The following is a 23,926-nucleotide window of genomic DNA, read 5'->3' on the forward strand; positions in this document are numbered from 1 at the left end:
ATGGAATTTATCCTGTTTGCCATGATCAGTTTAATCGTTATTGTAGCTTTACTTGCTAATCGCTTAAATGACAACAGTTTCCCATTTCCATTCGATAAAAAAGCGACTGTATTTACAGGCGCAGAAAAGAATTTTCAGAATTTGGTTGAGCAAGCTGTTGGCTCAAAATACCGCGTTATCAATCGCGTCAAATTATCAGATATTGTCAGTATTCGTGGTGGCGTATCACAACGAGCAGCACAAACTGCTGTCAAAAATGCCGATAGCAAATATTTAGATTTTGTTATTTGTGAACGTGACACTATGCGTTTAATGGGCGCCATTGATTTGGTGGATACACAAGGTAAAGGATACAAAGTCAAAAGAGATTGGTTTGTCGGCGGTGCACTAGAAGCAGCAGGTATTCCACACGTACGCATTAAAGTTAAGGCGACTTATTCAGTGGAAGAAATTAAGCACTGTATTCAAAACAGATTGTTTGCGAATAAAATGCCAGAGCCAAAAATGAAAGGAAAAGTTATTCCTGCACCTATGGTAAAAGCACGCGCTAACAGAGCTCCAGCGGGTGTGCTAACAGCGCAAGCAGCAGCTGCTCAAACTCCGCAATTAGCCAACCAAAGTGTGCCAGCTTTACCCCACTAATTTCAAACCCCTGTGGTAAATTACAAGCTGTAACAATCTGGTTAATAAAGCTAGTCTATACTAAAAATGTTACTCACTTTGGGTAACATTTTTTATTGAAAATGGAGGAAATAATAATGAAAAACACGGTGTTGGTTTTAATAGCACTTATCGTACTGATAGGTTGCAGCAATCGATTACAAAAACCTGATTCAACCTCAGGCTTTTTAAAAGATTACACATTATTTCGCCCCATTCCAGATCGCGACAATGCGTGGATTCGCGCCAAACAAGGCTTTAAGATTGACGAGCTTCGCAACTACAAATACATTGCCATTGCCCCAATTGAACTGTGGTTAGATACGAATAAGCCACTGGCTATCAAAGACAAATCAAAGCAAGAAAGACTGACCGAATACTTTGAAGAACAAATAAAATTACGCGCAGGTGATCAATTTGACATTGTCCGCCCTGGCACAAAAGATTCATTACTTATTCGCATCGCAATCACCAATATCGAAGAGTTTTCTCCTGAGCTTAGCGCATTAGACGCGCTGCCTTTCCGCATTGTAAAAAATGTTGGTGAATCGGCTTATTTAGCAGCAACAGACCAAAAGTCGATTATTGCCCGTGCGGGAATTGAAGCTGAGTTTATTGACCAAAATTCCGGACAATCAAAAATGGCTGTGATCGTTAATAAGGAAACTGACGAGCAATACGTTCCAGATAAAGTACAAAACATTGACGCACTTAAAACCATCGTTAATGGTTGGATTGATAACTTATTCGATAGCTTAAGAAAAACGAGTGAATCTCAATCATAGAGTTAAAAGACATTTAGCTCGGAAGCGTTTATAATTCGCAAAAATTTTATCGGAAATAAAACCTATGATCGCTGGTGTAATTGGCGCGATGGAGCCAGAAGTAGCCATCTTAAAAGAAAAACTATCAGATCTTACAACCTCTGAAAAGTCTGGTTTTACCTACTATCAAGGTAAACTTAACGGCAAAGAGGTTGTTATTGTGCAATCAGGTATTGGTAAAGTTGCTGCAGCACTAGCAACAGCTTTCTTAATTTCTGAATTTTCACCAAGCTATGTAGTAAACACAGGTTCAGCTGGCGGCTTTGATCAATCTCTATCTGTTGGCGATATCGTCATCAGCAATGAAGTTAGATATCACGATGTAGACGTAACAGCCTTTGGTTACGAAATTGGTCAGCTTCCAGGTAACCCAGCCGCTTACACACCAAATACTCATTTAGTTTCTACTGCTGAACAAAGCGCTAAGAAGCTTGACGGTATTCACACCATGATTGGCCAGATCACCACGGGTGATACCTTTATGACTAAGGAAGATGATATTGCTAAAGCAAGAGATAACTTCCCAAATATGGCTGCTGTTGAAATGGAAGGTGCCGCAATTGCACATACCTGCCAGTTATTAAATACTCCATTTGTTGTCATTCGCTCTTTATCTGATATAGCAGGCAAGGAATCTCCTACTTCATTTGAAGCTTATCTGGAAACAGCCGCAGTTAATTCATCAAAACTTGTAGAAGACATGATTAGCCAAGTTGATGTTGCTCAACTTAGCTAGTTAATCGCTAATTCAGGTTGTAATGACAGAGCTTCAACATTTACCACCTTTGATACACAACTTGTGTATTTTATTGCTAGTAATCACTGTAAAAGCGATTACTAGCCAGTTCAGCTCGGCTCCCACGGTTTCGATTTATTCGCTCTACTTAGCTAAGTTGGCGGAAAAAGTAAATAAATCCGAAAATAGCGCATACCAACAAAAAATCGCTGGTTTTGTAGGCCTTATCATCACGCTAGCGCCCTGCATTGTTATTTTATGGTTATTTGAGAGCTTTATCGAAGTTCCAGAAATTTGGCATTTCTTGTTACTGTTTTTTGCATTAGGTCCTTTTAATTTAAGAAAGACCCTCAAAGAGACTGCCGATGCTTTGCAGCAAGGCAATAAAATAAAGGCACGTCAAATTCTAGAACCATTCACTTTAAGAGAAGTAGGTGAGCTCTCCACCTTGGGGATGTCGAAAGCAACAATTGAAGCGGTATGGCTTAAACATGTGCAACAGCACATCGTCATTGCCGGATATTATCTGTTGTTTGGCCCTATTTTTGCCATCGCCTTGCGTATGGTATTAGAAGCCCACTATCAGTGGAACGTAAAGCGCCATAAATTCTCAGCCTTTGGTGCATTCCCTAATTATGTCGTTAAACTGTTAAGCTGGCCGTTTTCACGGATGTTCATCGTATTGTATGTGATCAGTAATACAGGTCGAGTCATAAGTAAAATGAATCAACTTTCATTTTTTCATTTTTTTAGCTTTGATAATAATTACCTTGTTCATGTCATTGCTTGTGCTTCAGGCATCCAGCTTGGAGGGGTGGCAAAATACGACGGAGTTAAACTGCGCAGGCCTTCATTTAACCCGCAAGGCCAGCAGCCACAGATAGTAAATTTGCAGCAAGCTGCCAGCCAACTTAGATTAATCAATATATTTTTTATCAGCTTGTTAATGTCAGCATTAGTTATCGGGTTTATACTTTAAGCTCGCACATTTTTAATAGGGAAATAATAATGAAAATAACCAGAATCCTACTGAGCTGCTTGTTGCTACTAAACGCGAGTTACTCTATCGCAGAACAAAGCAACGTATTAGAAGTTTCTCAAAACCAAGTCATGAGCTTTAACAACGCCGCCAAGACATCTCCGTTCGTCGTTCTTGACGTTCGCTCTGAAAAAGAATTTGCCGAAGGCCACATAAAAGGTGCTGTGAACTTGCCCCATAAACAAATTCTTGAACGCATTGACGAACTAGCAAAATATAAAAATACCTTAGTTATTGTGCACTGCCGTTCAGGTGCTAGAGCAGCCAAAGCTATCAAGATATTACAAGGTGAAAATTTTTCTCGAATAGGACACTTGTCAGGCGACTATCTAGGCTGGAAAGCCGCAGATCTTCCTCTTGAAAAATAACTTTAAATGACAGAGCTTATATACTGGTTAGATATCTTTGGCATAGTGGTTTTTGCCTTATCAGGCGCACTCATGGCAGGCAGATATCAATTAGATCCTTTTGGTGTCGTCGTGCTTGCAGCAGTAACAGCCATAGGCGGTGGCACCATTCGAGATGTAGTACTAAATACCCCAGTATTTTGGGTTGAAAAACCCCTGTATTTATACATCATTATGATAACAGCTCTACTCACTATTCTGTTAATTCGTCAGCCTAAACGGATCCCTAAGCGCTTTTTATTAATCGCCGATGCATTTGGCCTGGCCTTGTTTGCCGTACTCGGAGCACAAAAAGCCCTCAATCTAGGCGCACCTGTCCCAGTATCAATTGTTATGGGTACTATTACCGGCGTGGCGGGGGGTATGATACGTGATGTTTTGTGTAATGTTATTCCACTGATATTGCGCCAAGAAATATATGCCTTAGCTGCCATGTTAGGTGGCAGCTTATACGTCTTATTATTGTGGTTTGGCATAACCGATTATCTTGCAATTGTTGGCGCAGTTATAGGTGCACTGGCTTTGCGACTCGCAGCGATATATTGGCGGGTATCTTTACCCGCCTTCCAGATTAAAGACGAAGAATAAATTAGAACGAATAGCTCATACCTAGGTGCGTCGTGTTTAATTCTACGTCACCAGCATCTGAGTATTGTAGCCCTGCGTGAATGCCTAAGCCGTTATCCCATTGATATTGCCAGCCAATCTCACTTTGCCAGCCTAGGCTACTATCGTCGATATTAGCACCTTGAAAGACGCGTAAGTCATAATCAAAATAATTAGCACCTATTTTGCCATACAAGCTATTTCGTTTACTCAGCGCTACTTGTGCTTTAGCGGCAATATAAATCGAGCGATACTCAAATTTATCAGCGTATAAGTCTTTATTTACACATTTAACGACGTAATCATCTTGATTGTATTTGCATTCTAAATCATCTAAATCACTCGCATATGACAACCCTGTCTCTACACTAAAATGCTCTGACAATTTCAAATTGTAAAAGCCATTTATTTTCCAAACAGATTGGTTTTTAGAGTCCTTTCCTTTAAAAGCAATAGATCCAGAGCCAGCATTAACGCCGACGGTATTTAGCCAATCATTTGAAGAGAATTGCGCAGCGCTAACGCTGCCGGTAAGTAATAATGCGAGGCAAGTAACTAGAGGTTTCACTGTATTTTCCTTAATTAATGGGTGAAAAACTAACAGTGATTACTCTAGAGAAAAAGATGAGAAAGTGATGTCCTAAAAATGTCCAATAGCTGTCAGAAAGTGTAAGAAAGTCATCAACATTCGTAAGTGACTTTCTACATTTATTTACGCTTCGATACCCCAGCCATCGTTATAGCCTTTAAACTTTCGAGCCACTTGCTCAAATTCAGCTTCTTGTGCCACGATAGCATCATAATCAGGGATCATAGCTACCGTAACTTCCAAATCCCATACATTTGGTGTTTCATCTGGTTTAACGTCGATTTGCATATCTGGCACTTTTTCTTTTAAGTGCTTTTCCATCGCTAATGCATCTTCTTTGTTTTCGAACAATTGAAAATAAACCACTTGATGTACTTGGGTTAGATCTATGCCAGCTTCATGCATTTCAGCTAAGACCTGGCCGGTATCGTCGTTTGGAAACATATAGTTAATTACACTCTCGTTAGAATGGCGTCAGTATACCTAGGTATTGCGCTTGTTCACACTCAAATCAACAAAAATCTCTTATTCAGAGGCCCCACTGAACTGACAAATATTATTTGCACAGACTAATTCACCGTTTTCTGTATCTGAATCGCATCCCTCCACCATGACTTTTTCTTTCATCTTGCGTAAGCTCGCTGCACCAATTTTATTAACAGCGACGACACAACTAGCATTAGAAAATTTAAGTAAGGTACGTGTACATTGACTCGCATCAACACAAATTAAATGTTGCGATAATGTATTGAAGCTCTCAGTTTCCGACAAAGGGACAATGGGAATGATGTCCACCTTCATCTGATTGCTGTTAGCTTCTTTCTCAGCTTCGGCTTGCTCTTCTTTTTGCACTTGCTCGATATAAGCTTTATTAGCTTCTTTATTCGATTGCAACAAATGGCCAATACCCGCCAAAATAAGCAGCATGATAAAACCCGCCACTAGCGTAATCACTATCCACTTAATCAAGAGCATACTCCTTTACAGTTAGCTGCAGGTAGTTCTCGTAATAACAAATCAATTGCCGCATGAAGTTTTTGTTGAACCTCTCTTGGGTTATCGTCTTCATCAATAGCTAGGGCGCCAACGCCACGCCATATCGATCGCTTCTTTTTAGTGTCAACCAAATCCAAAATAATGCTGCCTGCGACAGTATCAAGATGTTTAGCTTTACTCGCACTATCATTAGAACTTGCTTGTAAGCGGTACTTGTTATACCTAACGCCAGCATTGTATCGCTTCAGCTCTGTGTCTTTAGCCACTATATGGTATCCAACAATAACGTCAGCCTCATCAGGATTTTTATAGACGTATCCTTGCTGATCTAACGCTTTCTCAATAGCAATTTCTATACTATTGCGTGTTGAATCACTGATATTTTGAAAATCGGAAAAAGAAGAGTTTCTATCGTATAAGCTGTAGCTTTCAATAACAGAAAAATTGAAATTATTTCGATAACGCGTGTCAATTTTAGGACGTTCAGCGCACCCTTGAATTACCAAAATGATAAAGAAAAAAAGTACACTAAGTTTTTGTAGCATAGAAATAATTGAGACAAAGTTTTATGTCATCATTACCTGAGAAGTACAAAATTTCAAGGTAATTTAATCGAACGATTATCTTAGGTTAATATTAGGAGAAGTATCAATTTGTCCGTCATTGGCAACTGTTGTAACTTTATCTTCAAGTAATAATACCGCTAAGTTACCGGCTGAAGAATGACGAATAAAAGCGAGCTCATAGCCATATTTAGCTAAGCTACTGGCAGAAAATTTCTGAGCGATGGTTAAACTAGACCACATCTGATCTCGATTCTCATTGTGAAAACGCCGTTCTATGAGCGGATCTCGAGCTTGGTTATCTTCCATGGTTATCACGTAAGTAGTATTGACCTAAAAATTATCAATGCACATTACATTCCAAACAAAAATTTAACCTAAATTACAACAAGTTAAATAAGAACGCATTCTTAAAAACATTTGAATTGTAAAAAAAATCGACAACAAAAAAGCCGACAACAGTCGGCTTTATTATTCTGCTTAACAAGTGCGAGTATTAGCTTACCGTAACGCGAGCGAATTTACGCTTACCCACTTGGAAAACACCTTGTGTACCTGCGGTAATTCTAAGTTTATTGTCGGCAATTTTTTCGCCATCTAACTTAGCAGCACCTTGTTTAATCATACGCATTGCTTCAGAAGTACTCGCTACTAGGCCAGCCTCTTTAAGTAGGTTAGCAATTGCCAACCCTTCTTCACCACCGTCGAAAGTAAATTCCGGCATTTCGTCTGGCATAGCGCCTTTTTGAAAGCGGTTAATAAATTCTTGATGAGCCGCATCAGCTGCTGCTTCGTCATGGAAACGCGCAATCAATTCTTTCGCCAACGCGATTTTTACATCTCTAGGGTTTGAACCGTCAGCGATTTGTTGCTTGTAACCTTCAATTTCTTCCAATGGCTTGAAGCTTAACAATTGATAATAACGCCACATTAAATCATCAGAAATTGACATGACTTTACCGAACATATCTGATGGTGAGTCAGTAATACCGATATAATTACCTAACGACTTCGACATTTTTTGAACGCCATCCAGGCCCTCAAGTAATGGCATCATTAGTACAGTTTGAGGACGCTGCCCTTCCGTTTTTTGCAGTTCACGGCCCATTAAAAGGTTGAACTTTTGGTCTGTTCCGCCTAATTCAACATCAGCTTCTAATGCGACAGAATCCCAACCTTGAACAAGCGGATACATAAACTCATGAATGGCAATGGCTTGACCACCAGCATAGCGCTTTTTAAAGTCATCACGTTCCATCATACGAGCAACTGTTTGACGAGAAGCAAGCTTTAACATGCCAGCTGCACCCAACTTTTCCATCCAAGTTGAGTTAAAGGCTACCGTTGTTTTTGCAGGGTCCAAAATTTTAAACACTTGCTCTTTATAGGTTTCAGCATTCGCTAACACATCATCTTTAGACAACGGCTTACGGGTCACATTTTTACCCGTTGGGTCACCAATCATGCCAGTAAAGTCACCAATTAGAAAAATAACTTCATGACCAAGCTGTTGGAATTGACGTAATTTGTTAATTAGAACGGTGTGACCTAAATGTAAATCTGGAGCTGTAGGATCGAAACCAGCTTTTATTTTTAACGGCTTGCCTTCTTTTAACTTCTCTAGCAACTCGTCTTCTAACAAGATTTCTTCCGCGCCGCGTTTAATTTCTGCAAACGCCTGGCTGACATCTGTCATGATTTAACTCCAAAGATTGTATAAATTTTACGAAACTGGTGGCGAATTCTACTGTAAACAAGCGATTGCGGAAACCCTAAGATTGTTTCTCCGCATAAAATTTTGGTATAGTTAAGAACAATTGTTGCACAAAACAACGAAGTAAAGGCCTTATCTCTTTGAAAAATATATCTAATTTCTATACGCAGCTTCCTAAACAGCATAGAGTTTTATTGTCTGCTGTTAGCGTATTATTTTTGATCTTACTGTTTTTTCCTTCAGAAAAAGCCACGGCTAGCCGTCAAACCGAACAATCTTCGTTGAAAATTGGCGAGCGCTATCAAATAGCCCTTCCTGAAATAACGACAGAAACAGCAACAAAAAACGCTTCAGATTCTACAGACACTCATTTTGAAGAAAACGACGCTAATGCTATAGCCTGGCAGACCGCCAAAGTAAAACGTGGTGATTCGCTAGCAAAAATATTTAAGCGTTTGGGTTACAGTGCCAAAACTACTCACAAAGTGAGTAACGCCCACGGCTCAGAGAGCAAGTTGTTGAGAAAATTAAAGGTTGGCGACACTCTTCACATTGGTAAAAACAAAAACGGCCAACTCGCCGCTATTGAGTATCCACTATCAAAAACAGAAACGCTGTACATTACCCTTGAAGACGATAGCTACTTAGCTATGGTTGATACCAAACAAGTTGAGATACGCGAAGCCATTGCCCATGGCGTTATCAAATCAAGCTTTTGGAACGCAGGTATCGCGGCAGGTTTAGATGACGGCCAAATTATTAGCTTAGCGAATGTGTTTGGCTGGGACATCGATTTTGCTTTAGATATCCGTCAAGGCGACAGTTTTCATGTGGTCTATGAAAATAAATTTGTTGATGGTGAATTTATTGGTACCGGTAAAATCTTAGCTGCCGAATTCAATAACCAAAATGATACTTTCCAAGCGATCCGTTTTGATGATGGCAATTACTACACGCCTGAAGGCAAAAGCATGCGTAAAGCCTTTTTACGCGCGCCTGTTAATTTCAAATACATCAGTTCAAACTTTAAGCCGAGACGTTTCCACCCTATTCAAAAACGCTGGAAAGCTCATCGCGGTACCGACTATCGTGCGAAAACAGGCACACCTGTAGTTGCTTCCGGCGATGGTAAAGTTACGCATTCAACCTATAACAAGTTCAATGGCCATTATGTATTCATTCAACATGGCAACGACATTGTGACTAAGTACCTGCACTTTTCTAAACGCGCAGTGAAAAAAGGCCAGCGTGTTAAACAAGGCCAAGTTATTGGTTACGTAGGTTCAACGGGGATGTCTCAAGCACCCCACCTTCATTACGAGTTTCTGTTAAACGGTGTTCATAGAAACCCAAGAACAGTGAAGCTTCCTGATGCTGAGCCAATTGCTAATAAGCACGCTGACAAGTTCGCGTTATTAGCACAGCGCCGCTTAAAGGAATTAGCGGGTTCACGTTTAGCATTAAATACCAATATTCCAAGCACCTCGGTAACACCTTAGATGGCTAACGCGCCTTACTATATTGGCGTGATGTCTGGGACTAGCGCCGACGGTGCTGATTTGGTGTTAGTGTCTTTTGAAGACGAAAAGCCAGTTGCCGATAAATGCGACATTAAAGCCACGTTGCACCAGCCATACCCTGATGCGTTAAGACAGAAAGTACTGAGCTTGTATCAGCCTAGTGACAACGAGATAGATAGACTAGGCAGTTTATCTGTAGAACTCGCTCACTTTTACGCGCAAGCGATACAGTTGCTTTTAGCAAACGCTAACATATCGCCTGATCAAGTCGCTGCAATTGGCAACCATGGGCAAACCATTAGACATCGCCCTGATGTTAATGACCAAATAGCACATCCTTTTACCTTACAGATAGGTTGTCAGCAAACGTTGGCGCTTTTAACTGGCATCAAAGTAATAGCTGATTTTCGCACAAAAGATATTGCTTTGGGCGGCCAAGGTGCGCCCTTAGTTCCAGCGTTTCACCAGTATTTATTTTCTCCTGTCGAGCAAGATACGTTTATCGTTAATTTAGGCGGAATTGCTAACATCACTTATTTGTCCACCGACGAAAGTAAAATTTTAGGCTACGACACAGGCCCAGCAAATGCATTGATGGATGCTTGGTGTGAGCGACACACGGGTAAACCTTACGATAAAGACGGGCAATGGGCAGCTAGCGGTCAAGTCAATCATATGCTACTTGAGCGTTTACTTCAGGATGACTACTTTGCCAAACCAGCACCTAAAAGCACTGGACGAGAATATTTCAATCTAGCTTGGCTTGAACAGCACCTCGCCAATTTAGATATTTCGCCCGTAGATATCCAAGCAACACTTTTACAATTAACTGTTGTTACCGTTGCCGACCAAATCCAAAAAACCATTAAAGCTAATTTAAATCCCGCAGTAAATACCTCCCCGAAAAGCTTCGTATATTTATGCGGCGGCGGAGTTGAGAATATTACTTGTTATAAGAATATAAAACAGTTACTTAGCGAGCACGAGGTCAATTCGATTCATTCACTTAAGGTGAATAATCAAGCATTCGAAGCCACAGCTTTTGCATGGTTCGCCTACGCTTATGACAAAAAAATCTATAACCACATACCAGAAGCGACGGGGGCTAGCGCAAAAACTATCTTAGGCATCGCCTATTACCCTTAATTCCCTGTAGATCTTAAGCGATAGCCGCTTATAATGATTAACTCTGTTTAAAAATCGCACATAACGGTCGACATTTGAACTATGTTCAAGAAGTAGTGTCTAACGGATGTGCTGTCTTTTCAGCATTAAAGGAGGAACTATGGAGTTTAATGATATTCACATTGGCATGAAGTGCGGCAGTAAAAAAGGTAGTGGCACAGTTACATGGATTGATGGTTCTACCCGAACAATTTATCTTGCAAACACAGAAGATAACAATAGTTTTGAAGTTAATTTTGACGAGATCATCGATGATCCTCAAGTCCATAATCGTGAAGATACTTACTATTAGCCTCGCATTCTCACACAACGATTAGTTAATTAATAACAGCCGAAATAACCAATAAAAGCCTCGTATAGAGGCTTTTGTTTTATTGAATCTTAGCAGCTGAACTTTCTATAGCTTAAATTTAGATACCTGCTTATTAAGCTCATAAGACAAGGCAACCAGTTCTTCACTAATTTGCTTACCTCTTATAGCATCTTGGCTTGATTGCTCAGCAATATCACTGATAGAAACAACATTATGGTTAATTTCCTCTGCCGCTAGGTTTTGTTGCTTCGCAGCGTTCGATATCTGGCAATTCAATTCATCTAACTCTTGAATTTGATCAGTAATTTCCACCAATACTTCTGCGACATTAGACATTTCCGCCGCTTTTTCTTGCGCTTGATTACTCACATCTTCCATCAATACCACTGCACCATTGGCGTCTTCTTGTAGCGAGATGATGGTTGCTTGAATTTGCTCGATTGATTCACGGGTTCTTGTAGCAAGTGAGCGCACCTCGTCAGCAACCACAGCAAAGCCTCTTCCTTGCTCGCCAGCTCGTGCCGCTTCTATCGCTGCGTTTAGCGCTAGTAGATTGGTTTGTTCAGCGATTGCAGTGATAACCTCAAGCACAGTACCCACTTGCTTAGTTTTCTCACTCAGTTCTGTGACCTTACCGGTATTGTTGATAACTTGATCTCTAAGCTGATCAATGCCTTGTTTTGTCGACTCCACTAGGTCTAACCCTTTCTGGGCATGATCACTTACTTTTACCGACTTATCGGCGGCACTTTCCGTATTTAACTGAACTTCATCTGCTGAAGCATCTAGCTCATTTATCGCTGCAGCGACTGAGTCTGTGCCATTTTTTTGAGTTAGCACAGCTTCACGCGTTAAACTTGAAATCTCATCAACATGGGTTGCCGACTCAATTAACTTGTCACTAGCGGTAGAAACCGAGATAAAGCTAGTTTTAAACTTAGTCATCATATTGTTGAGTGCTTGAGTTACAGCGCCTAGCTCATCTTTATAGTGCACTTTAATATCTTTATTAAGGTCTAAGTCTTTCTCAACCGCTTCGATTGTGCCGCGTAGTCTTTTTAAACGGAACAGCACCATGCGATTAAACAGTAAGCTCAATAAACCAAAACAAATAACGGTAATGATAAGTTGAAGTACGCTGGCTTGCGTGATGGAATTTCTAATTTCCTTTTCAACTGTCGACAAGTCATAAGTAATCTTAACTGCACCCAACACGGTATTTTCTTCAACCTGATGACAACCAAGACAGTTAGTGCCACGGTAATCTTTACTCGCACGAATAGGATTAATAAAACTAATAAAATGCTTACCGTTTTGCTCGAAATAGTCGAAGGACTTTATGCCAGCAATACCAGAACGTTCAAAATCATTATTGGCTATCTGGCCATCAAAGCCTTTACCGAAAGTTTTAACTAGCTCAGGTGCTCGCAGGATCTTTGCCTCGACAATATCTTGCTGACTTTCAATTTTGTGTTGGATTATCTGCCTATTGGCGATTGTTCCCGTTAACATCATGGTATTAACAGAATCAAAATAATTTAAAGAGAGTGATTCAAGGTTTTGTTTTACGAACTTCTCACTTAACGCTTGTTCATCGTAGTAGAAAAACAGCATAGTCGTTGATAAAAACAAAACAGCAAAGACCACCAGTGACAAATTTATTTTTTTTGCCAAAGACAATTGCATGTTATACCCCAATTTAATGTTTTTTAATTGCAGGTATTTTATCGACTAGCAGGTATTTTGCAGATTTAACCAACGAAAGCTTAATCTAGCGCAAAGTTTTTCTTAAGGTTTATAAAGCGAGAACAAAAAAAGCCAGTATAAATACTGGCTTTTGAAAATAACTAACTATTTGCTAGGCAGCTTAAATAGCTTCCGGACACTCTACATGACAAACTTTCAAACAGTTCACTAGCACTTGCTGAACAGCATTAGTAATGATCAAGCGCGCATGATTCGCTTTACCATCAACAATCACTTTTGCTTGCGCATAGTACGAGTTATAAAGTGCCGCAGTTTCCATCAAGTGACGAACTAATAACGCAGGATCTGACTTTGTTGCTGCAGCGATAATACGGTCTGGTGTTTGTTGTAGTTTTAAGATTAATGCTGCTTCTTGAACATCAATATCAAACTCTTCGATCTCATCAACACGCTTCACCGGCTCTTCTAAACGACGTAAAATACTACGTGCACGACAAGCAGAGTATACAACGTAAGCACCACCAGACTTCTCAAAGCCAGCAATTGTCGCTTGTAGATTTGTTGTATTGATATCTACAGAGCCTTTCATGTCTTGTTTAAGATCATTAAACACTAATGAACCAACCGCAAGTTCCTTAGCGGTTTTTTGCAATTCTTGTTCGTCCTCAGATAAACGCTCACTTAGCTTGCTATGGAAGTATTCCACCGACTGGCTAAGTAAGTGGTTTACGTTAGCTACTGTGTCACGAGAGGATAGTTTTTTACCTGTGTCTGAATCAACATAAAAACCAAAGTACAAGTGTAATAAATTCATCTTGTCTTTATCAGCTAATCCCGTTTGGTAAGCACTGTTGAACAAACGCGAAAAGTGCACGCGTTGCTCTTGGCCAACAACATAAATAATATCCGTTGGGTCAAACAACTTCTTACGAAGCTCAATTGCACCTAAATCACGGGTTGCATAAATACTGTTACCATCTGAGCGTTGAATAACGTAACGCGTACCATCGTCTAACGCGACTAGCACTGCGCCAATGTCTTTTTCTACAGACTGACGGGCGATATCGTATTCAGCGTCTGACATGTCACCGCCAGCTTTTTTCGCTTCGATTTTCGCTAACTCTTTATCAGCTAGTTCTTGAGTAAACTCAACAGCGCCACCAGAAGCTAAGCAACGTTGAACAACTTCACTACCCGCATCGTAGTAGAAGCTTTCACCAACAACATAGTCGATGTTTACGTTAAGCTTTTGGTAGAAACTATCGAAGTCTTCTAAACTCCAAACTACCATCTTCTTCCATAAAGCCACTTCGTCTTCGTCACCCTGTTCAAGCGCAGCAAAACGCTTATCTGATACTTGCTCAAAGTCAGCAAAAGCTGCTTTAACATCATCAAGTGTTTTAGCTTCTGGTAGGTATCGGTTAACTAACGCTTTTGCGTCTTGTTCGAAACCGTCTACAGCATCACCATAATCGCCAGCAACCGCCTTCTCTAAAGTACGACGGATACTATAAATGGCTAGCAACTTATCGTTTTCGCTAAAGTCGGCAGGAAACTGTGCTTGGAAACGGCGGTAGCCTTCTAAAACAAAACCAAAGCCACCAAAATCATTAATATGGTTGAATCTAAATACTTGACCACCACACGTTTCATATAGGTTTGATAATACGTGGCCGATGATAGTTGAACGAATGTGACCAGCGTGAAGTACTTTAGCAACGTTTGGCGACGAGTAATCAACAATGTAACGTCTGTCAGTAAGCTGGCTGTTAAAACCGAAATCATCACCGAAATCACAAATCGCTTGAGCACTGCTCAATAACCATTTTTGTGAAAGCGTTAAGTTGATATACATACCGCGCGTTTCAATTTCACAGATGTAATCAGCAAATTGCTCGCCTTGTAATACTTCGGTTACCCAAGGTAAATGCTTTTCAATGAACCCTTTAGGACCACCATCTCGTAATAACTGAGGAATTTTAACAGCGATATCACCACCAAATTTGGCACGATCAATCAATTCAAATTGTGGCTGTAAACGACCTTGACCCCATCGCTCAGACAAAGCAGTGGCAATATTATCGTATAAATTTTGCAAAGGATAATCGGTGAGTTTAGGTAAAGTGCGTTTTGCAGCAGCTTGTTGTTGCTCATCACGTAACGCGGAAATTTTGTTCTCTAACTCGATATTAGCTTGTCTTAAGTGGTTCATTTTTCGTCAAATTCTCAATGAAAACCTTGTAGGAATTTACAAGATTTATGGTTAAGTTTTGGTGTTAATAAAGATAGAAATTGGCAGACTATTTTTTCAGGTCGAAGAATACTATAAATTGCCTGTTACCGCCAGTGTATATAATGATGACGAGAACTTTTTAAATCTTGGTATGAATCGATCTACGTACAAACTTAAACCAGTATTCCTTCGAAGAGAAAATGATTTAAAAACGCAAAGAGACAGAGCATCTGAGATATCGAGAAATTAAAAAAGGCTACGTTACCGTAGCCTTTCGTTTAAGCGTGTCAGTAGATCACTGTTTAACAAACTTATAGTCGTTAAACTCAATATAGTGGTTACCATCCGTCCCAGTTAAGAACAGGACTCCTCGAGGGCGATTAGGGAAAAACTCCACCGCCATTTTGGTATCATTAGAACTCTCCCAAAGCGGGCTTTTTAGATTTCCCCAAGACAGTTCTACTCCATTTTTTAACGATGTAACTGTTATTGAGCCCATAGTATCGTGGCGAAACTCGCCCACATATTGCGATGGCAAATTAGCAACCATCGAAGCAGGCTTAGCGCTTTTATCCGCATAAAACTTATCTGCTTTCTTTTTAGAAAACTGTATGTGTTGCTCTAACAATCCCAAAACTTCTTCTTCAGATTTTCCTAATCCTATCGAGTACGCGATATCTTCTAATGCCCAGTAAAGGTCACCGCCCCACTTATCTTGATTAGAAAGTACGATCAACCCTAGGTTATGTTCTGGCATAAAAGACATGTAAGTATTAGCGCCCGCATAGCCTCCACGATGTTCAAAAATATTCTCGCCAAATAACTCTCGATTGAACCACCCCCAAGCATAATTCCCTTTTTGCTTATTCTTACCGAAGCTAGCTTCAATTTGATGAGACTTGGCAATCACATCAGCAGGGATGACTTGTTGATTATCAACTTTTCCTTGATTAAGTTGAGCAATAATAAACTTCGAGAGATCTTTCACAGTAGAAATCATGCCACCGGCAGCGTGCATCGATTTATCCGTTTTCTGTAAATATAGCGGAGCAGCAGGATCTGGTGATTTAACTGAGTAGCCCTGTGCATAACGCCATTGGTTTTTAGCGATATCGCTCATTTTTGCTGATGTATGATTCATGCCCAGTGGCATAAAAATTTCGTTCGCAAGTTTAGATTGCCATGTTTCCTTAAACGCCTGATCCATCCAATGGCTTAAAATGTTATAGCCAACATTTGTATAACGGTAGCTTCCTAAAGGCGCTGACTCATTCACATATGAATCTGCGATAATTTGGTCTAAACGCCCTTTGTCATAATCCCCTGTATATGCTGTTGCTTGTACTAAAGGCCAATTATCAATTCCACTTGTATGAACCAATAAATCTTTTATTGTGACCTCACTAGCTCTGATACTTGGTTTAAACGCTACTTCGGGCATAATCTTAGCTAATGACCAAGCGCTATCTAGCTTACCTTGTTCTTCTTGCATGAGCGTCAACAGTGAATAAAAAGGTTTTGTCATCGAAGCGATATAGAAAACTGTGTTTTCATCTACTTTCGTTTTATTCGCTATATCCGAATAGCCAAAATAACCCTGATAAACAATATCTTGCCCTTTAACAATGGCAACAGCAGTGCCTGTTGGCAGTTTGATCGCTTGTTTATGCTGATTAACGTAATCATCAATCACCGAATAATCGCTAGCGGAAGAAACAAAGCTAGCAAGTCCAATGAAAAGAGTTGAGATAAAGGTTTTCATAAAAACTCCTGTTCTAAACCTTGTAACGGCTTTTAAGCCTCTGAAAAACAACATTTTCAGCGCCAAGAGGGTGTAAATGCTCTGTTTCTTGTAAACAAACTTTTGCAGACACTAAGTCGTCGTTTTGGATGAATTTTTTAATGTTGGTCAGCACTTGTCCGTAAAGAATGTAGTTGTGAACGGTTAAGTTCATCAACGCACTGTGACTCTTAAAGGCTTGAATTACTGACTTGCCTTCAGGTGTGAGCATTGCTGTCACAAATTCGTGTCCGTCAGCACACAAGCTGTATGAGATATCTTGGCTTTTATCATGAATATCAGGACCGTGGTCACGGAGTGTCAGGTGCACGCCAGGCAGTGATATTTTCTCATATATTTTAACTCTAACTTCAACGCCACGGGCTGCGGCAGCTACCAAAGCATCTTCAAAGTATTTCATCGCTTTTGGCTCAATATCGCCTAAAACAACATCTTTCGCCTTTTCAATCATGTAAAGAGTGCTTTCGATAACCTGATCTTTGTTGTCTAGTTGATACACTTGTTCATCGACATGCTGTTGATCAACTTGGATCAGCTTTTCACTCAGTGCTTCCAAGTTTTGCTGAAACTGTTTTCGATGTCGTTCCAGCAACTCTTTCCAGTGAATTGCTGAGAAACTTTTACTATTACTCACCGATGCATTCACAGCACCTTTTTGACTTAATGTACCCAATGCCTTGTAGACATTAGCAGCAGGTTTATTAATACCTTTCGCAATTGAGTAGCCGGTACTCAAACCATTTGCCAACAGAAAACAATAGATATCGCTTTCTAATTGAGTAAAACCTAGCGCTTGAAAATGTTCAGCTATTTCTGACATTGCTTTAACCTCATAAAACTTTATTAGTAGCACATGCAACTAACACCTTAAATATAGTGCAATGAAATTTTAAAAAGATCAAATGGAATTGTGAGTCTTCAAAGAGAAACGAAAGAAAAATGTCGAAAAGAAAGTGATAATTTATATTTGAAACAATGAGTTAATAAAATGAATTTTTTATTCACTAAATCAATTTCAAGAGAATGAAAAAGGATCGAAACAAGATTTAACACACAGCAATATTCTAAAGCATTAGCTCAAATCTTAAGGTAGTTTGAATGAGTTTAGACTTCGCCTAACAGACTGTTACGAGCGAACAGCGGACGTTTAAATTTTTTGCACTCCTTACTGTTAATCCTTTGAAATAAAAACTTTCCCCCATATTCAGGAAAATGCGCAAGTTGCGCACTTTTATCTTTCTCAAAAAATTAATAACATTTACTTTTAATAAGGATAGCAATGAGTTATCAACTTTGTTAAAAATAACATTTTCAGAAAAGTACGCGATTGCAAATCAGAAATATGCGCGATTTGTGCACTATTAAATTGTTATGTTTTCAGAGGTAGTATGAGCTTCTTATCAGACAAAAAAGATCAAATTGCATCTTTTGCAGCAATATTTGGTATGACATTAAGCTTTATTGCTCTTTGTATAACTGCGTATTCACTTAGAGATGTCCCTAAATCACCAGATTTAGTACTCAAAATTGCAAACTTGTCTGATAAAGAAATTCGAGTTGTCACATATAATGGTGGAGAAGCGCCATGTGCAGAGTTCAAAATACATTATCCAAATACATTTAAAAAAGTTGAGCATATTATTCAGTATCAAGAATCGGTTTTATCTAATGCATACATAATTGATAAACGTATTGAGCTGCCACCACTATATTATGCTGAAATAGGCAAGTGTGGTACTGACAATCAATGTGTAGTTGAAGGTGGTTTTCTAAAACCGAATCAAGTATTTGCTTTAAGGGTTACAGAGCCTCCTAAATCATTTGAATTAACTGCGAGTTGCATAGATGATTCAATTACTGAAGAGTTTGAAACATAACAAGTTACTCAAAAGGACGCAAAACGCTTGGCTTGTGCTCCTTCGTCGCTAATTTTAGCCAAGCATTTATACGCCCGTTAGTAAGGCGTTAGGTGCCTATGCGTATAGTAATACTTTTATTCACGTTGTTTTTAACAAGTTGTACTAATTCAGAGGTGAAAAAGCTCTACGCAACATGTATGAGCTTTAAAAAGCCATTAAGCGCTGATACCCTATATCAGAATTTTAGGAACGGTGAACTGTTGGAAGTTAATGAAGAAGGAAATCAATTTCACTTTTTCTCTCCACACCCAGATTACAACTTGATATACAGCTCATTTATTGTTGCTGAGATTGGCAAAGATAAGCTTGTGTTGCATTTGAAGTGTGCGGAAGATAAATATGCATTTTGATAGTCAGCACCTAACAAGCTGTTTAATAGTGGACATTGGACTCCAGGAAATTATGTAGAAATACCTTTTAATAACGACAGGTATTGCTATGGAGTAGTTACTATTACGGAAAGGTTGGCAATTATGGATTATTGCAACACCGAAAAATTAACTCCTGAACAAATTTCTGATTTACCTAATTTGTTTGAAATTTCTGTAATGAATTACGCAATAGGAAAAAATGGCTGGCCTCTAGTAGGTCACATTGAGTTGGATGAAAAATTCAAAACTTATCCGATCTATTACAAAAAAGACCCTATAAATGGAAATTACAACATATTGGATCACACATGGATGAATGAATCGCCAGCAACGGAATAAGAATGTCAGAATTTAGAAGTTGCTGCATCATGGGAACCTTGCCACATAATTGAAAGGCTCGCTGAACACTACATTAGTCATTAGGCGCAACATAACAAGTCAATGATGGATGGGGCGTTAAGTGTCTTAGTTGAACTAGGTTTAATATCACACTCAGGTAAACAAAACTTTAACTGTCAGGTAATTTTACATCTAATTTGCAAAATGTAATCTTGTGCTTTGTAATACATTGAAATATATAACTTAAATTTCTTGGTGTAACTTTTGCTTTGCGAGCTTAACAATAGTGAATTAAGGAAAATATTATGAAAAACAATAATATATATAGCTTATTTATAAAAGTGTTTTTTTTCGTCAGTCTAGCCTTTACTAGTTCGGCAAACGCAAGTTTGATTTTAAATATCGATACTAATACAGGGGAACTAATTGGAGCATCAAACATTGACGTAAATGGTACATTTTATGATGTTCTCTTTAGGGAAGGTTCAATCGAAGAAATATTCAGTCCACTCCATTCGTTTGACGCCAATAGTAAAGAAGAAGCTGATTTATTTTCCCTCGCTTTACTAAATCAATTATTTAGCCAGAATCCGTCTTCAGGCTACGATTATAATCCAGACCAAATCTTTGGGTGTAGTTACCTTAATGAATGTAGTATTTTGACCCCATATGCTGTAGATATTACTAATACGTATACAAATTCTTCTGGTGTAGTTAATCAAAATGGAGACTCAGCAGACTTTATTGCTCTTTTTTCAGGGTTGTATGACTTTAGCGATTCAAGTTTATTGTATAGCGCTCGAGTTGACTGGAAAGTATATGCTGACTGGACGTTATCTACTCCCGTTCCGGAGCCTTCAAGTTTAATTTTATTTGTATGTGCTATTTTGGGTTTAAGCAGTCGTCGACTATTTCACCATAAATACACTTAACAAAGCACTCAAACGGAAAAATAACAATTGGCTCGCGCTTCTCATATTATAGCCAAACTGTTATTTTCCGCTTATTTTAGCATTACGAATGATAGTTGTTGGCACAGTAAAGACTGCCAGATTCGATTAAGTTGTATTAGTCGAATCTGACAAAACAAGCTAACGCTTATTCATATTACGCTAGTTGTTAGAAGCTACCTTCAAGGCTTTGCTCTTTGCAAACACATTACCGTCATACGTTAAGCCAACGACCTGTTTATTTAGCTCATCTAAAGTGAAAGTTATCACTTCTCCTGAAGTAGGATTCAGCGTAACACGCACTTTGTCTAGCTTGTTAAAGCCTTGCGCTTTCGACTGCATTACGCCCCAGGTTATTGTTACGCTATCGGTACTATCTGCATTAACATACACAGAGCCAAGTAATGGATGTTGATAATGACCTTGATAAGACTCAGCAGGCAAAGATAGATTCATTTTACGGCTGGCAATCTTGGCTTGCTGTTTTGCCAACATCTTATCTATGTTTGCTACTTTGCTATTAAGATGAGTAAATCTAGTCGTTACTTTTTCAGCAACATTGTCCTCATTTAGCAAAATACCGTAAACGTAATCTGCAATCAGACTGGTCATTTTACTACTCAGAAAATCTTCATTGTTTAATACAACTAAGCCAATCTTTTTCTCCGGTATAAATGACACATGTGCATGCGCTCCAGCAAAGCCGCCAAAATGATGTAACATGCGCTCGCCTTTGTATTCTCCTGTGTACCAACCCCACGCATAGCCATCACGTTTGAAGTCCATGTAGTTACGTTCAGTTGTTACTTGTTGTTGTTGTGATTGCTTAATTACATGTTCAGGAAAGACCTGTTTACCATCAACTTTTCCTTCGTTTAACTGCGCAATAACAAATTTCGCTAAGTCATTGGCACTCGCGTACATTCCACCTGCGGCATGCATCGTTTGATCTTGTTTCTCCAGATAAAGAGGCTTATTCAACGGCGCAACCATTAACGAATAGGGTTTAGCTACCTTCACTTGTTTGCCTTCAAAATACGTTCTGGTTGCAGAGGTATTTGTAGTATTAAGAGGGCTAAACACGTTGTTTTGTAGGCGCTTTTGCCAAGGCTCACTAAAGTATTCATCAGCATACACACTGTAAACGTTGTAACCGACATTGGTATAGTCAAAATCACCTACTGGGTGTTTATCCTTTATTGTGTGTTCATACACCATGTCTTTTAAGCGAGTTGGCGAATGTTCACCACTGTATGCGGTAGCTAATACTAACGGAGAATTATTGAGAGCACTGGTATGTGTCATTAAATGCTTAACCTGTACATTGGCAGTATCTAAGCCATCTACTGTTAGTGTAGGAAACATACTTGCCAGTGTTGTTTCTAACTTTAGCTTGCCAGCGTCTTGATCAAGTAACACATTTAGCGCTATAAACGGCTTTGTTGCGGACGCAATATAGTACGGCGTATCACTGCTCGCTTTTACGTTATTGAGTATGTCTGCATAACCAAAATTGCCAGCATAAATGACACTATCACCTTGGATAACCGCAATTGAAGTTCCGGAAGAAAGCCCCGCAAGAGACTTAGTTTGATTGATATTATTTTCTAGCGTTGAAAAAACTGAATCAGCCCGTTCGTTCGCTTGAACACTTCCCACAGAAAAAAGAGCACTACACAAGAATACTGATAATTTTTTCATCATTTGTACCTAATTAACTTCATTTAATTAACTAGATACAAATAAGTAAGGTTTGGATGCAAACTGAGATGAAAAAGAATGTTTAGGCACAAAAATCCCAGCGTGTAGCTGAGTTCTTAATAAATGTTTTAGCTTTAATACGTGCTTATATTTACACTTTTAAATGTTAATAATTTACGCTGAGTCCATCAGCGGTATACATTCATCCATGCGGCTAATATCAGTTAACTTTGCATTATTTTCTCTGAGTAGCTTAGGTTTAATCTCTCTATTGAAGCTTCAATTTTTTCAACATTAAGCTCAATTCTAGATTCTAGTTTTCCCATAATGAAATCATGTCTCTCATTTTTATTTACACCTAGAAGGTCCAATTTATCAATCATGAATACGACAAAGAGGGAACCCAGTCCTGAAATCATTCCTGTCAATACCATTGAGATGGTATCGGCAAACGGTATCCCATTTAACATAGTAGCTATAGATTCGCCTGCTAATATACTTCCACTGACAACTAAACCAGTCGCTAGAACTTTTGTTGCTTCATGAGCCGCTTGCTTAGGCGTTAAGCCTTCCGGTGGAAATATAAATGTCTTCAGTGCTTTCATTAATGAGACAAAGCCTTCTCTAATTAATCTCACTATATTTTTCCCGGTGCGGACAAACATATTAATCAAAGCCGTGATGATAGCTGATAAAAAACCTGACAATGCACCGGTAGCAAAAGCCTCTACAACATTTTTCCATTTAGATAATAATTTACTTTTAATGTTATTTAATCGAGTGACTAAAGCATCAACCCATGAAACATCGTATTTCCCGTTCTTCCAACCATTATCAAATATATCTTTGACTTCGGAATAAGATGCAGATATGAATTCTGATATTAGAGCACCCAAAGCCTGCTGTAAGCCTTGGGCGGCGCCTACTTTAACGCCATCTTCCGCAGCTCTTTTTGCAACAAACGCTGTCTTTTCAACTTTATTCGAAGGAACATATTTTTCTGCTGCTTTCTCTCCTCTCTCGTGAGCTGCATTACTTCGTCTTTTATCGATATCATCATTACCTGACTTATCAACAAAGTCTTTGTGATCTTGGTCTCCTTTCGACCTATTTATACTTCGGTGAGTAAAGTCATGGTTATCAGGGTCTGAGCCAAACTGTCTCTTTTCTTCATCAGTCAACATAAAGCCGCCTCCATCATGAAATGATTTAAGAGGCTTGTTATGATCTAAATCCATTTCTGAAGCATCATGGTAAAGTCCTGTATTTACATCCTGTATTTTCCCATCTGAGGTTATAGCTTTATCCCTAGTTTGTTTTCTTTGAGCGTCAAATGAAATACCGTCTCCACCGATGGTTGAAGGCGACTTGGTATAATCGTCTCTATCATATTTGAAATCCCTATCTACCTTTGCCAGATCAGATCGACTTAACTTCAGAGGAGCTAGCAATTGCTCTATCAATACCTCTCTACTGGACTCGAATAGTGTATCGTATTTATCCTTGGTGAATTGTCTATCAATAAGCTCTAAAGATTCTATAACCTCCTCTTGGGACACTTTGAGGTTGTAGGTCGGAACATCTTTTTTCAGTACTCTTTCAACAAATTCAGTATCTGGTTCCTGAGCTAACAAACGCCTAACTGGAGCTGAGTTAGATAACTCCTTCATGTGAGCTGTTTCTTGATACGCATTGCGAATATTTTTTCTCTGCTTATAGCGTTCCGCTCTACTAGACATTAAAAACCTCCTTG

The 23,926-nt window shown here is 39.2% G+C and carries 25 protein-coding genes; 13 read left to right on the forward strand and 12 right to left on the reverse strand.

Features of this window, described 5'->3' with window-relative positions; translation table 11 throughout:
• The 6 genes from ACOB80_RS20140 (at position 1) to ACOB80_RS20165 (ending at position 4,254) form a co-directional block, all read left to right on the forward strand.
• The gene (locus ACOB80_RS20140) at positions 1–642 is read left to right on the forward strand and encodes a DUF2726 domain-containing protein (protein ID WP_473167676.1); all 642 of its coding nucleotides are present in this window, start codon (positions 1–3) and stop codon (positions 640–642) included.
• A 116-nt stretch (positions 643–758) separates the two neighbouring features.
• Positions 759–1,445, forward strand: a complete 687-nt coding sequence (locus ACOB80_RS20145) for a DUF3313 family protein (RefSeq protein WP_473167677.1) — start codon at positions 759–761, stop codon at positions 1,443–1,445.
• 64 nt (positions 1,446–1,509) lie between these two features.
• Entirely contained in the window at positions 1,510–2,220 is a 711-nt protein-coding gene (mtnN, locus tag ACOB80_RS20150; RefSeq protein ID WP_473167678.1) for a 5'-methylthioadenosine/S-adenosylhomocysteine nucleosidase, read from the forward strand.
• Between the two features lie 22 nt (positions 2,221–2,242).
• On the forward strand, positions 2,243–3,199 hold the full coding sequence (locus ACOB80_RS20155; RefSeq protein WP_473167679.1) for a cobalamin biosynthesis protein CobD/CbiB: 957 nt from the start codon (positions 2,243–2,245) through the stop codon (positions 3,197–3,199).
• Positions 3,200–3,228: 29 nt separating this feature from the next.
• Positions 3,229–3,627, forward strand: coding sequence for a rhodanese-like domain-containing protein (locus ACOB80_RS20160; protein WP_473167680.1), 399 nt, complete (start codon positions 3,229–3,231; stop codon positions 3,625–3,627).
• A gap of 6 nt (positions 3,628–3,633) precedes the next feature.
• Entirely contained in the window at positions 3,634–4,254 is a 621-nt protein-coding gene (locus ACOB80_RS20165) for a trimeric intracellular cation channel family protein (RefSeq protein WP_473167681.1), read from the forward strand.
• Position 4,255: 1 nt separating this feature from the next.
• Here ACOB80_RS20165 and ACOB80_RS20170 read toward each other — a convergent pair whose 3' ends face one another.
• The 6 genes from ACOB80_RS20170 to tyrS form a co-directional block, all read right to left on the reverse strand.
• Positions 4,256–4,840, reverse strand: coding sequence for a porin family protein (locus ACOB80_RS20170; protein ID WP_473167682.1), 585 nt, complete (start codon positions 4,838–4,840; stop codon positions 4,256–4,258).
• A 144-nt stretch (positions 4,841–4,984) separates the two neighbouring features.
• Positions 4,985–5,305, reverse strand: coding sequence for a ribonuclease E inhibitor RraB (locus ACOB80_RS20175; protein WP_473167683.1), 321 nt, complete (start codon positions 5,303–5,305; stop codon positions 4,985–4,987).
• Between the two features lie 81 nt (positions 5,306–5,386).
• On the reverse strand, positions 5,387–5,830 hold the full coding sequence (locus ACOB80_RS20180) for a hypothetical protein (RefSeq protein WP_473167684.1): 444 nt from the start codon (positions 5,828–5,830) through the stop codon (positions 5,387–5,389).
• On the reverse strand, positions 5,827–6,402 hold the full coding sequence (locus tag ACOB80_RS20185) for a DUF4136 domain-containing protein (protein WP_473167685.1): 576 nt from the start codon (positions 6,400–6,402) through the stop codon (positions 5,827–5,829). The genes ACOB80_RS20180 and ACOB80_RS20185 overlap by 4 nt, the downstream gene beginning before the upstream one ends.
• A 75-nt stretch (positions 6,403–6,477) precedes the next feature.
• Positions 6,478–6,729: a hypothetical protein gene (locus ACOB80_RS20190; RefSeq protein ID WP_473167686.1), complete on the reverse strand. Its 252-nt coding sequence runs from the start codon at positions 6,727–6,729 to the stop codon at positions 6,478–6,480.
• A 187-nt stretch (positions 6,730–6,916) separates the two neighbouring features.
• Positions 6,917–8,116 (reverse strand): tyrosine--tRNA ligase, encoded by a 1,200-nt coding sequence (gene tyrS / locus ACOB80_RS20195; protein WP_473167687.1) that lies wholly within the window; start codon positions 8,114–8,116, stop codon positions 6,917–6,919.
• 158 nt (positions 8,117–8,274) lie between these two features.
• Between tyrS and ACOB80_RS20200 the strand changes: the two genes are divergently transcribed.
• The 3 genes from ACOB80_RS20200 (at position 8,275) to ACOB80_RS20210 (ending at position 11,131) form a co-directional block, all read left to right on the forward strand.
• Positions 8,275–9,633 carry a peptidoglycan DD-metalloendopeptidase family protein gene (locus ACOB80_RS20200; RefSeq protein WP_473167688.1) on the forward strand — a complete coding sequence of 453 codons (1,359 nt, stop codon included), beginning with the start codon at positions 8,275–8,277 and terminating at the stop codon, positions 9,631–9,633.
• Positions 9,634–10,800: an anhydro-N-acetylmuramic acid kinase gene (locus tag ACOB80_RS20205; RefSeq protein ID WP_473167689.1), complete on the forward strand. Its 1,167-nt coding sequence runs from the start codon at positions 9,634–9,636 to the stop codon at positions 10,798–10,800.
• Positions 10,801–10,939: 139 nt separating this feature from the next.
• On the forward strand, positions 10,940–11,131 hold the full coding sequence (locus tag ACOB80_RS20210; protein WP_473167690.1) for a hypothetical protein: 192 nt from the start codon (positions 10,940–10,942) through the stop codon (positions 11,129–11,131).
• Positions 11,132–11,236: 105 nt separating this feature from the next.
• Here ACOB80_RS20210 and ACOB80_RS20215 read toward each other — a convergent pair whose 3' ends face one another.
• The 4 genes from ACOB80_RS20215 to ACOB80_RS20230 all read right to left on the reverse strand — a co-directional run bounded on the left by ACOB80_RS20215 (position 11,237) and on the right by ACOB80_RS20230 (position 17,713).
• Positions 11,237–12,838 (reverse strand): methyl-accepting chemotaxis protein, encoded by a 1,602-nt coding sequence (locus ACOB80_RS20215; RefSeq protein ID WP_473167691.1) that lies wholly within the window; start codon positions 12,836–12,838, stop codon positions 11,237–11,239.
• 181 nt (positions 12,839–13,019) lie between these two features.
• A complete protein-coding gene (gene argS, locus ACOB80_RS20220) occupies positions 13,020–15,071 on the reverse strand; it encodes an arginine--tRNA ligase domain-containing protein (RefSeq protein ID WP_473167692.1) in 2,052 nt (683 codons plus the stop codon).
• A gap of 316 nt (positions 15,072–15,387) precedes the next feature.
• The gene (locus ACOB80_RS20225) at positions 15,388–16,854 is read right to left on the reverse strand and encodes a serine hydrolase domain-containing protein (protein WP_473167693.1); all 1,467 of its coding nucleotides are present in this window, start codon (positions 16,852–16,854) and stop codon (positions 15,388–15,390) included.
• A 13-nt stretch (positions 16,855–16,867) separates the two neighbouring features.
• Positions 16,868–17,713, reverse strand: a complete 846-nt coding sequence (locus tag ACOB80_RS20230; protein ID WP_473167694.1) for a TrmB family transcriptional regulator — start codon at positions 17,711–17,713, stop codon at positions 16,868–16,870.
• A 568-nt stretch (positions 17,714–18,281) separates the two neighbouring features.
• Between ACOB80_RS20230 and ACOB80_RS20235 the strand changes: the two genes are divergently transcribed.
• The 4 genes from ACOB80_RS20235 (at position 18,282) to ACOB80_RS20250 (ending at position 20,454) form a co-directional block, all read left to right on the forward strand.
• Positions 18,282–18,770: a hypothetical protein gene (locus ACOB80_RS20235; RefSeq protein ID WP_473167695.1), complete on the forward strand. Its 489-nt coding sequence runs from the start codon at positions 18,282–18,284 to the stop codon at positions 18,768–18,770.
• Positions 18,771–18,949: 179 nt separating this feature from the next.
• Entirely contained in the window at positions 18,950–19,162 is a 213-nt protein-coding gene (locus ACOB80_RS20240) for a hypothetical protein (RefSeq protein WP_473167696.1), read from the forward strand.
• 18 nt (positions 19,163–19,180) lie between these two features.
• Positions 19,181–19,522 carry an Imm26 family immunity protein gene (locus tag ACOB80_RS20245; RefSeq protein ID WP_473167723.1) on the forward strand — a complete coding sequence of 114 codons (342 nt, stop codon included), beginning with the start codon at positions 19,181–19,183 and terminating at the stop codon, positions 19,520–19,522.
• Positions 19,523–19,827: 305 nt separating this feature from the next.
• Entirely contained in the window at positions 19,828–20,454 is a 627-nt protein-coding gene (locus ACOB80_RS20250; RefSeq protein WP_473167697.1) for a PEP-CTERM sorting domain-containing protein, read from the forward strand.
• A 180-nt stretch (positions 20,455–20,634) separates the two neighbouring features.
• On the opposite strand, the gene ACOB80_RS20255 is transcribed toward ACOB80_RS20250, so the two are convergent.
• Positions 20,635–22,173, reverse strand: coding sequence for a serine hydrolase domain-containing protein (locus ACOB80_RS20255; RefSeq protein ID WP_473167698.1), 1,539 nt, complete (start codon positions 22,171–22,173; stop codon positions 20,635–20,637).
• Positions 22,174–22,397: 224 nt separating this feature from the next.
• Positions 22,398–23,912: a hypothetical protein gene (locus tag ACOB80_RS20260; RefSeq protein WP_473167699.1), complete on the reverse strand. Its 1,515-nt coding sequence runs from the start codon at positions 23,910–23,912 to the stop codon at positions 22,398–22,400.
• Between the last annotated feature and the right edge of the window lie 14 nt (positions 23,913–23,926).

Source organism: Thalassotalea coralli, assembly GCF_055786205.1.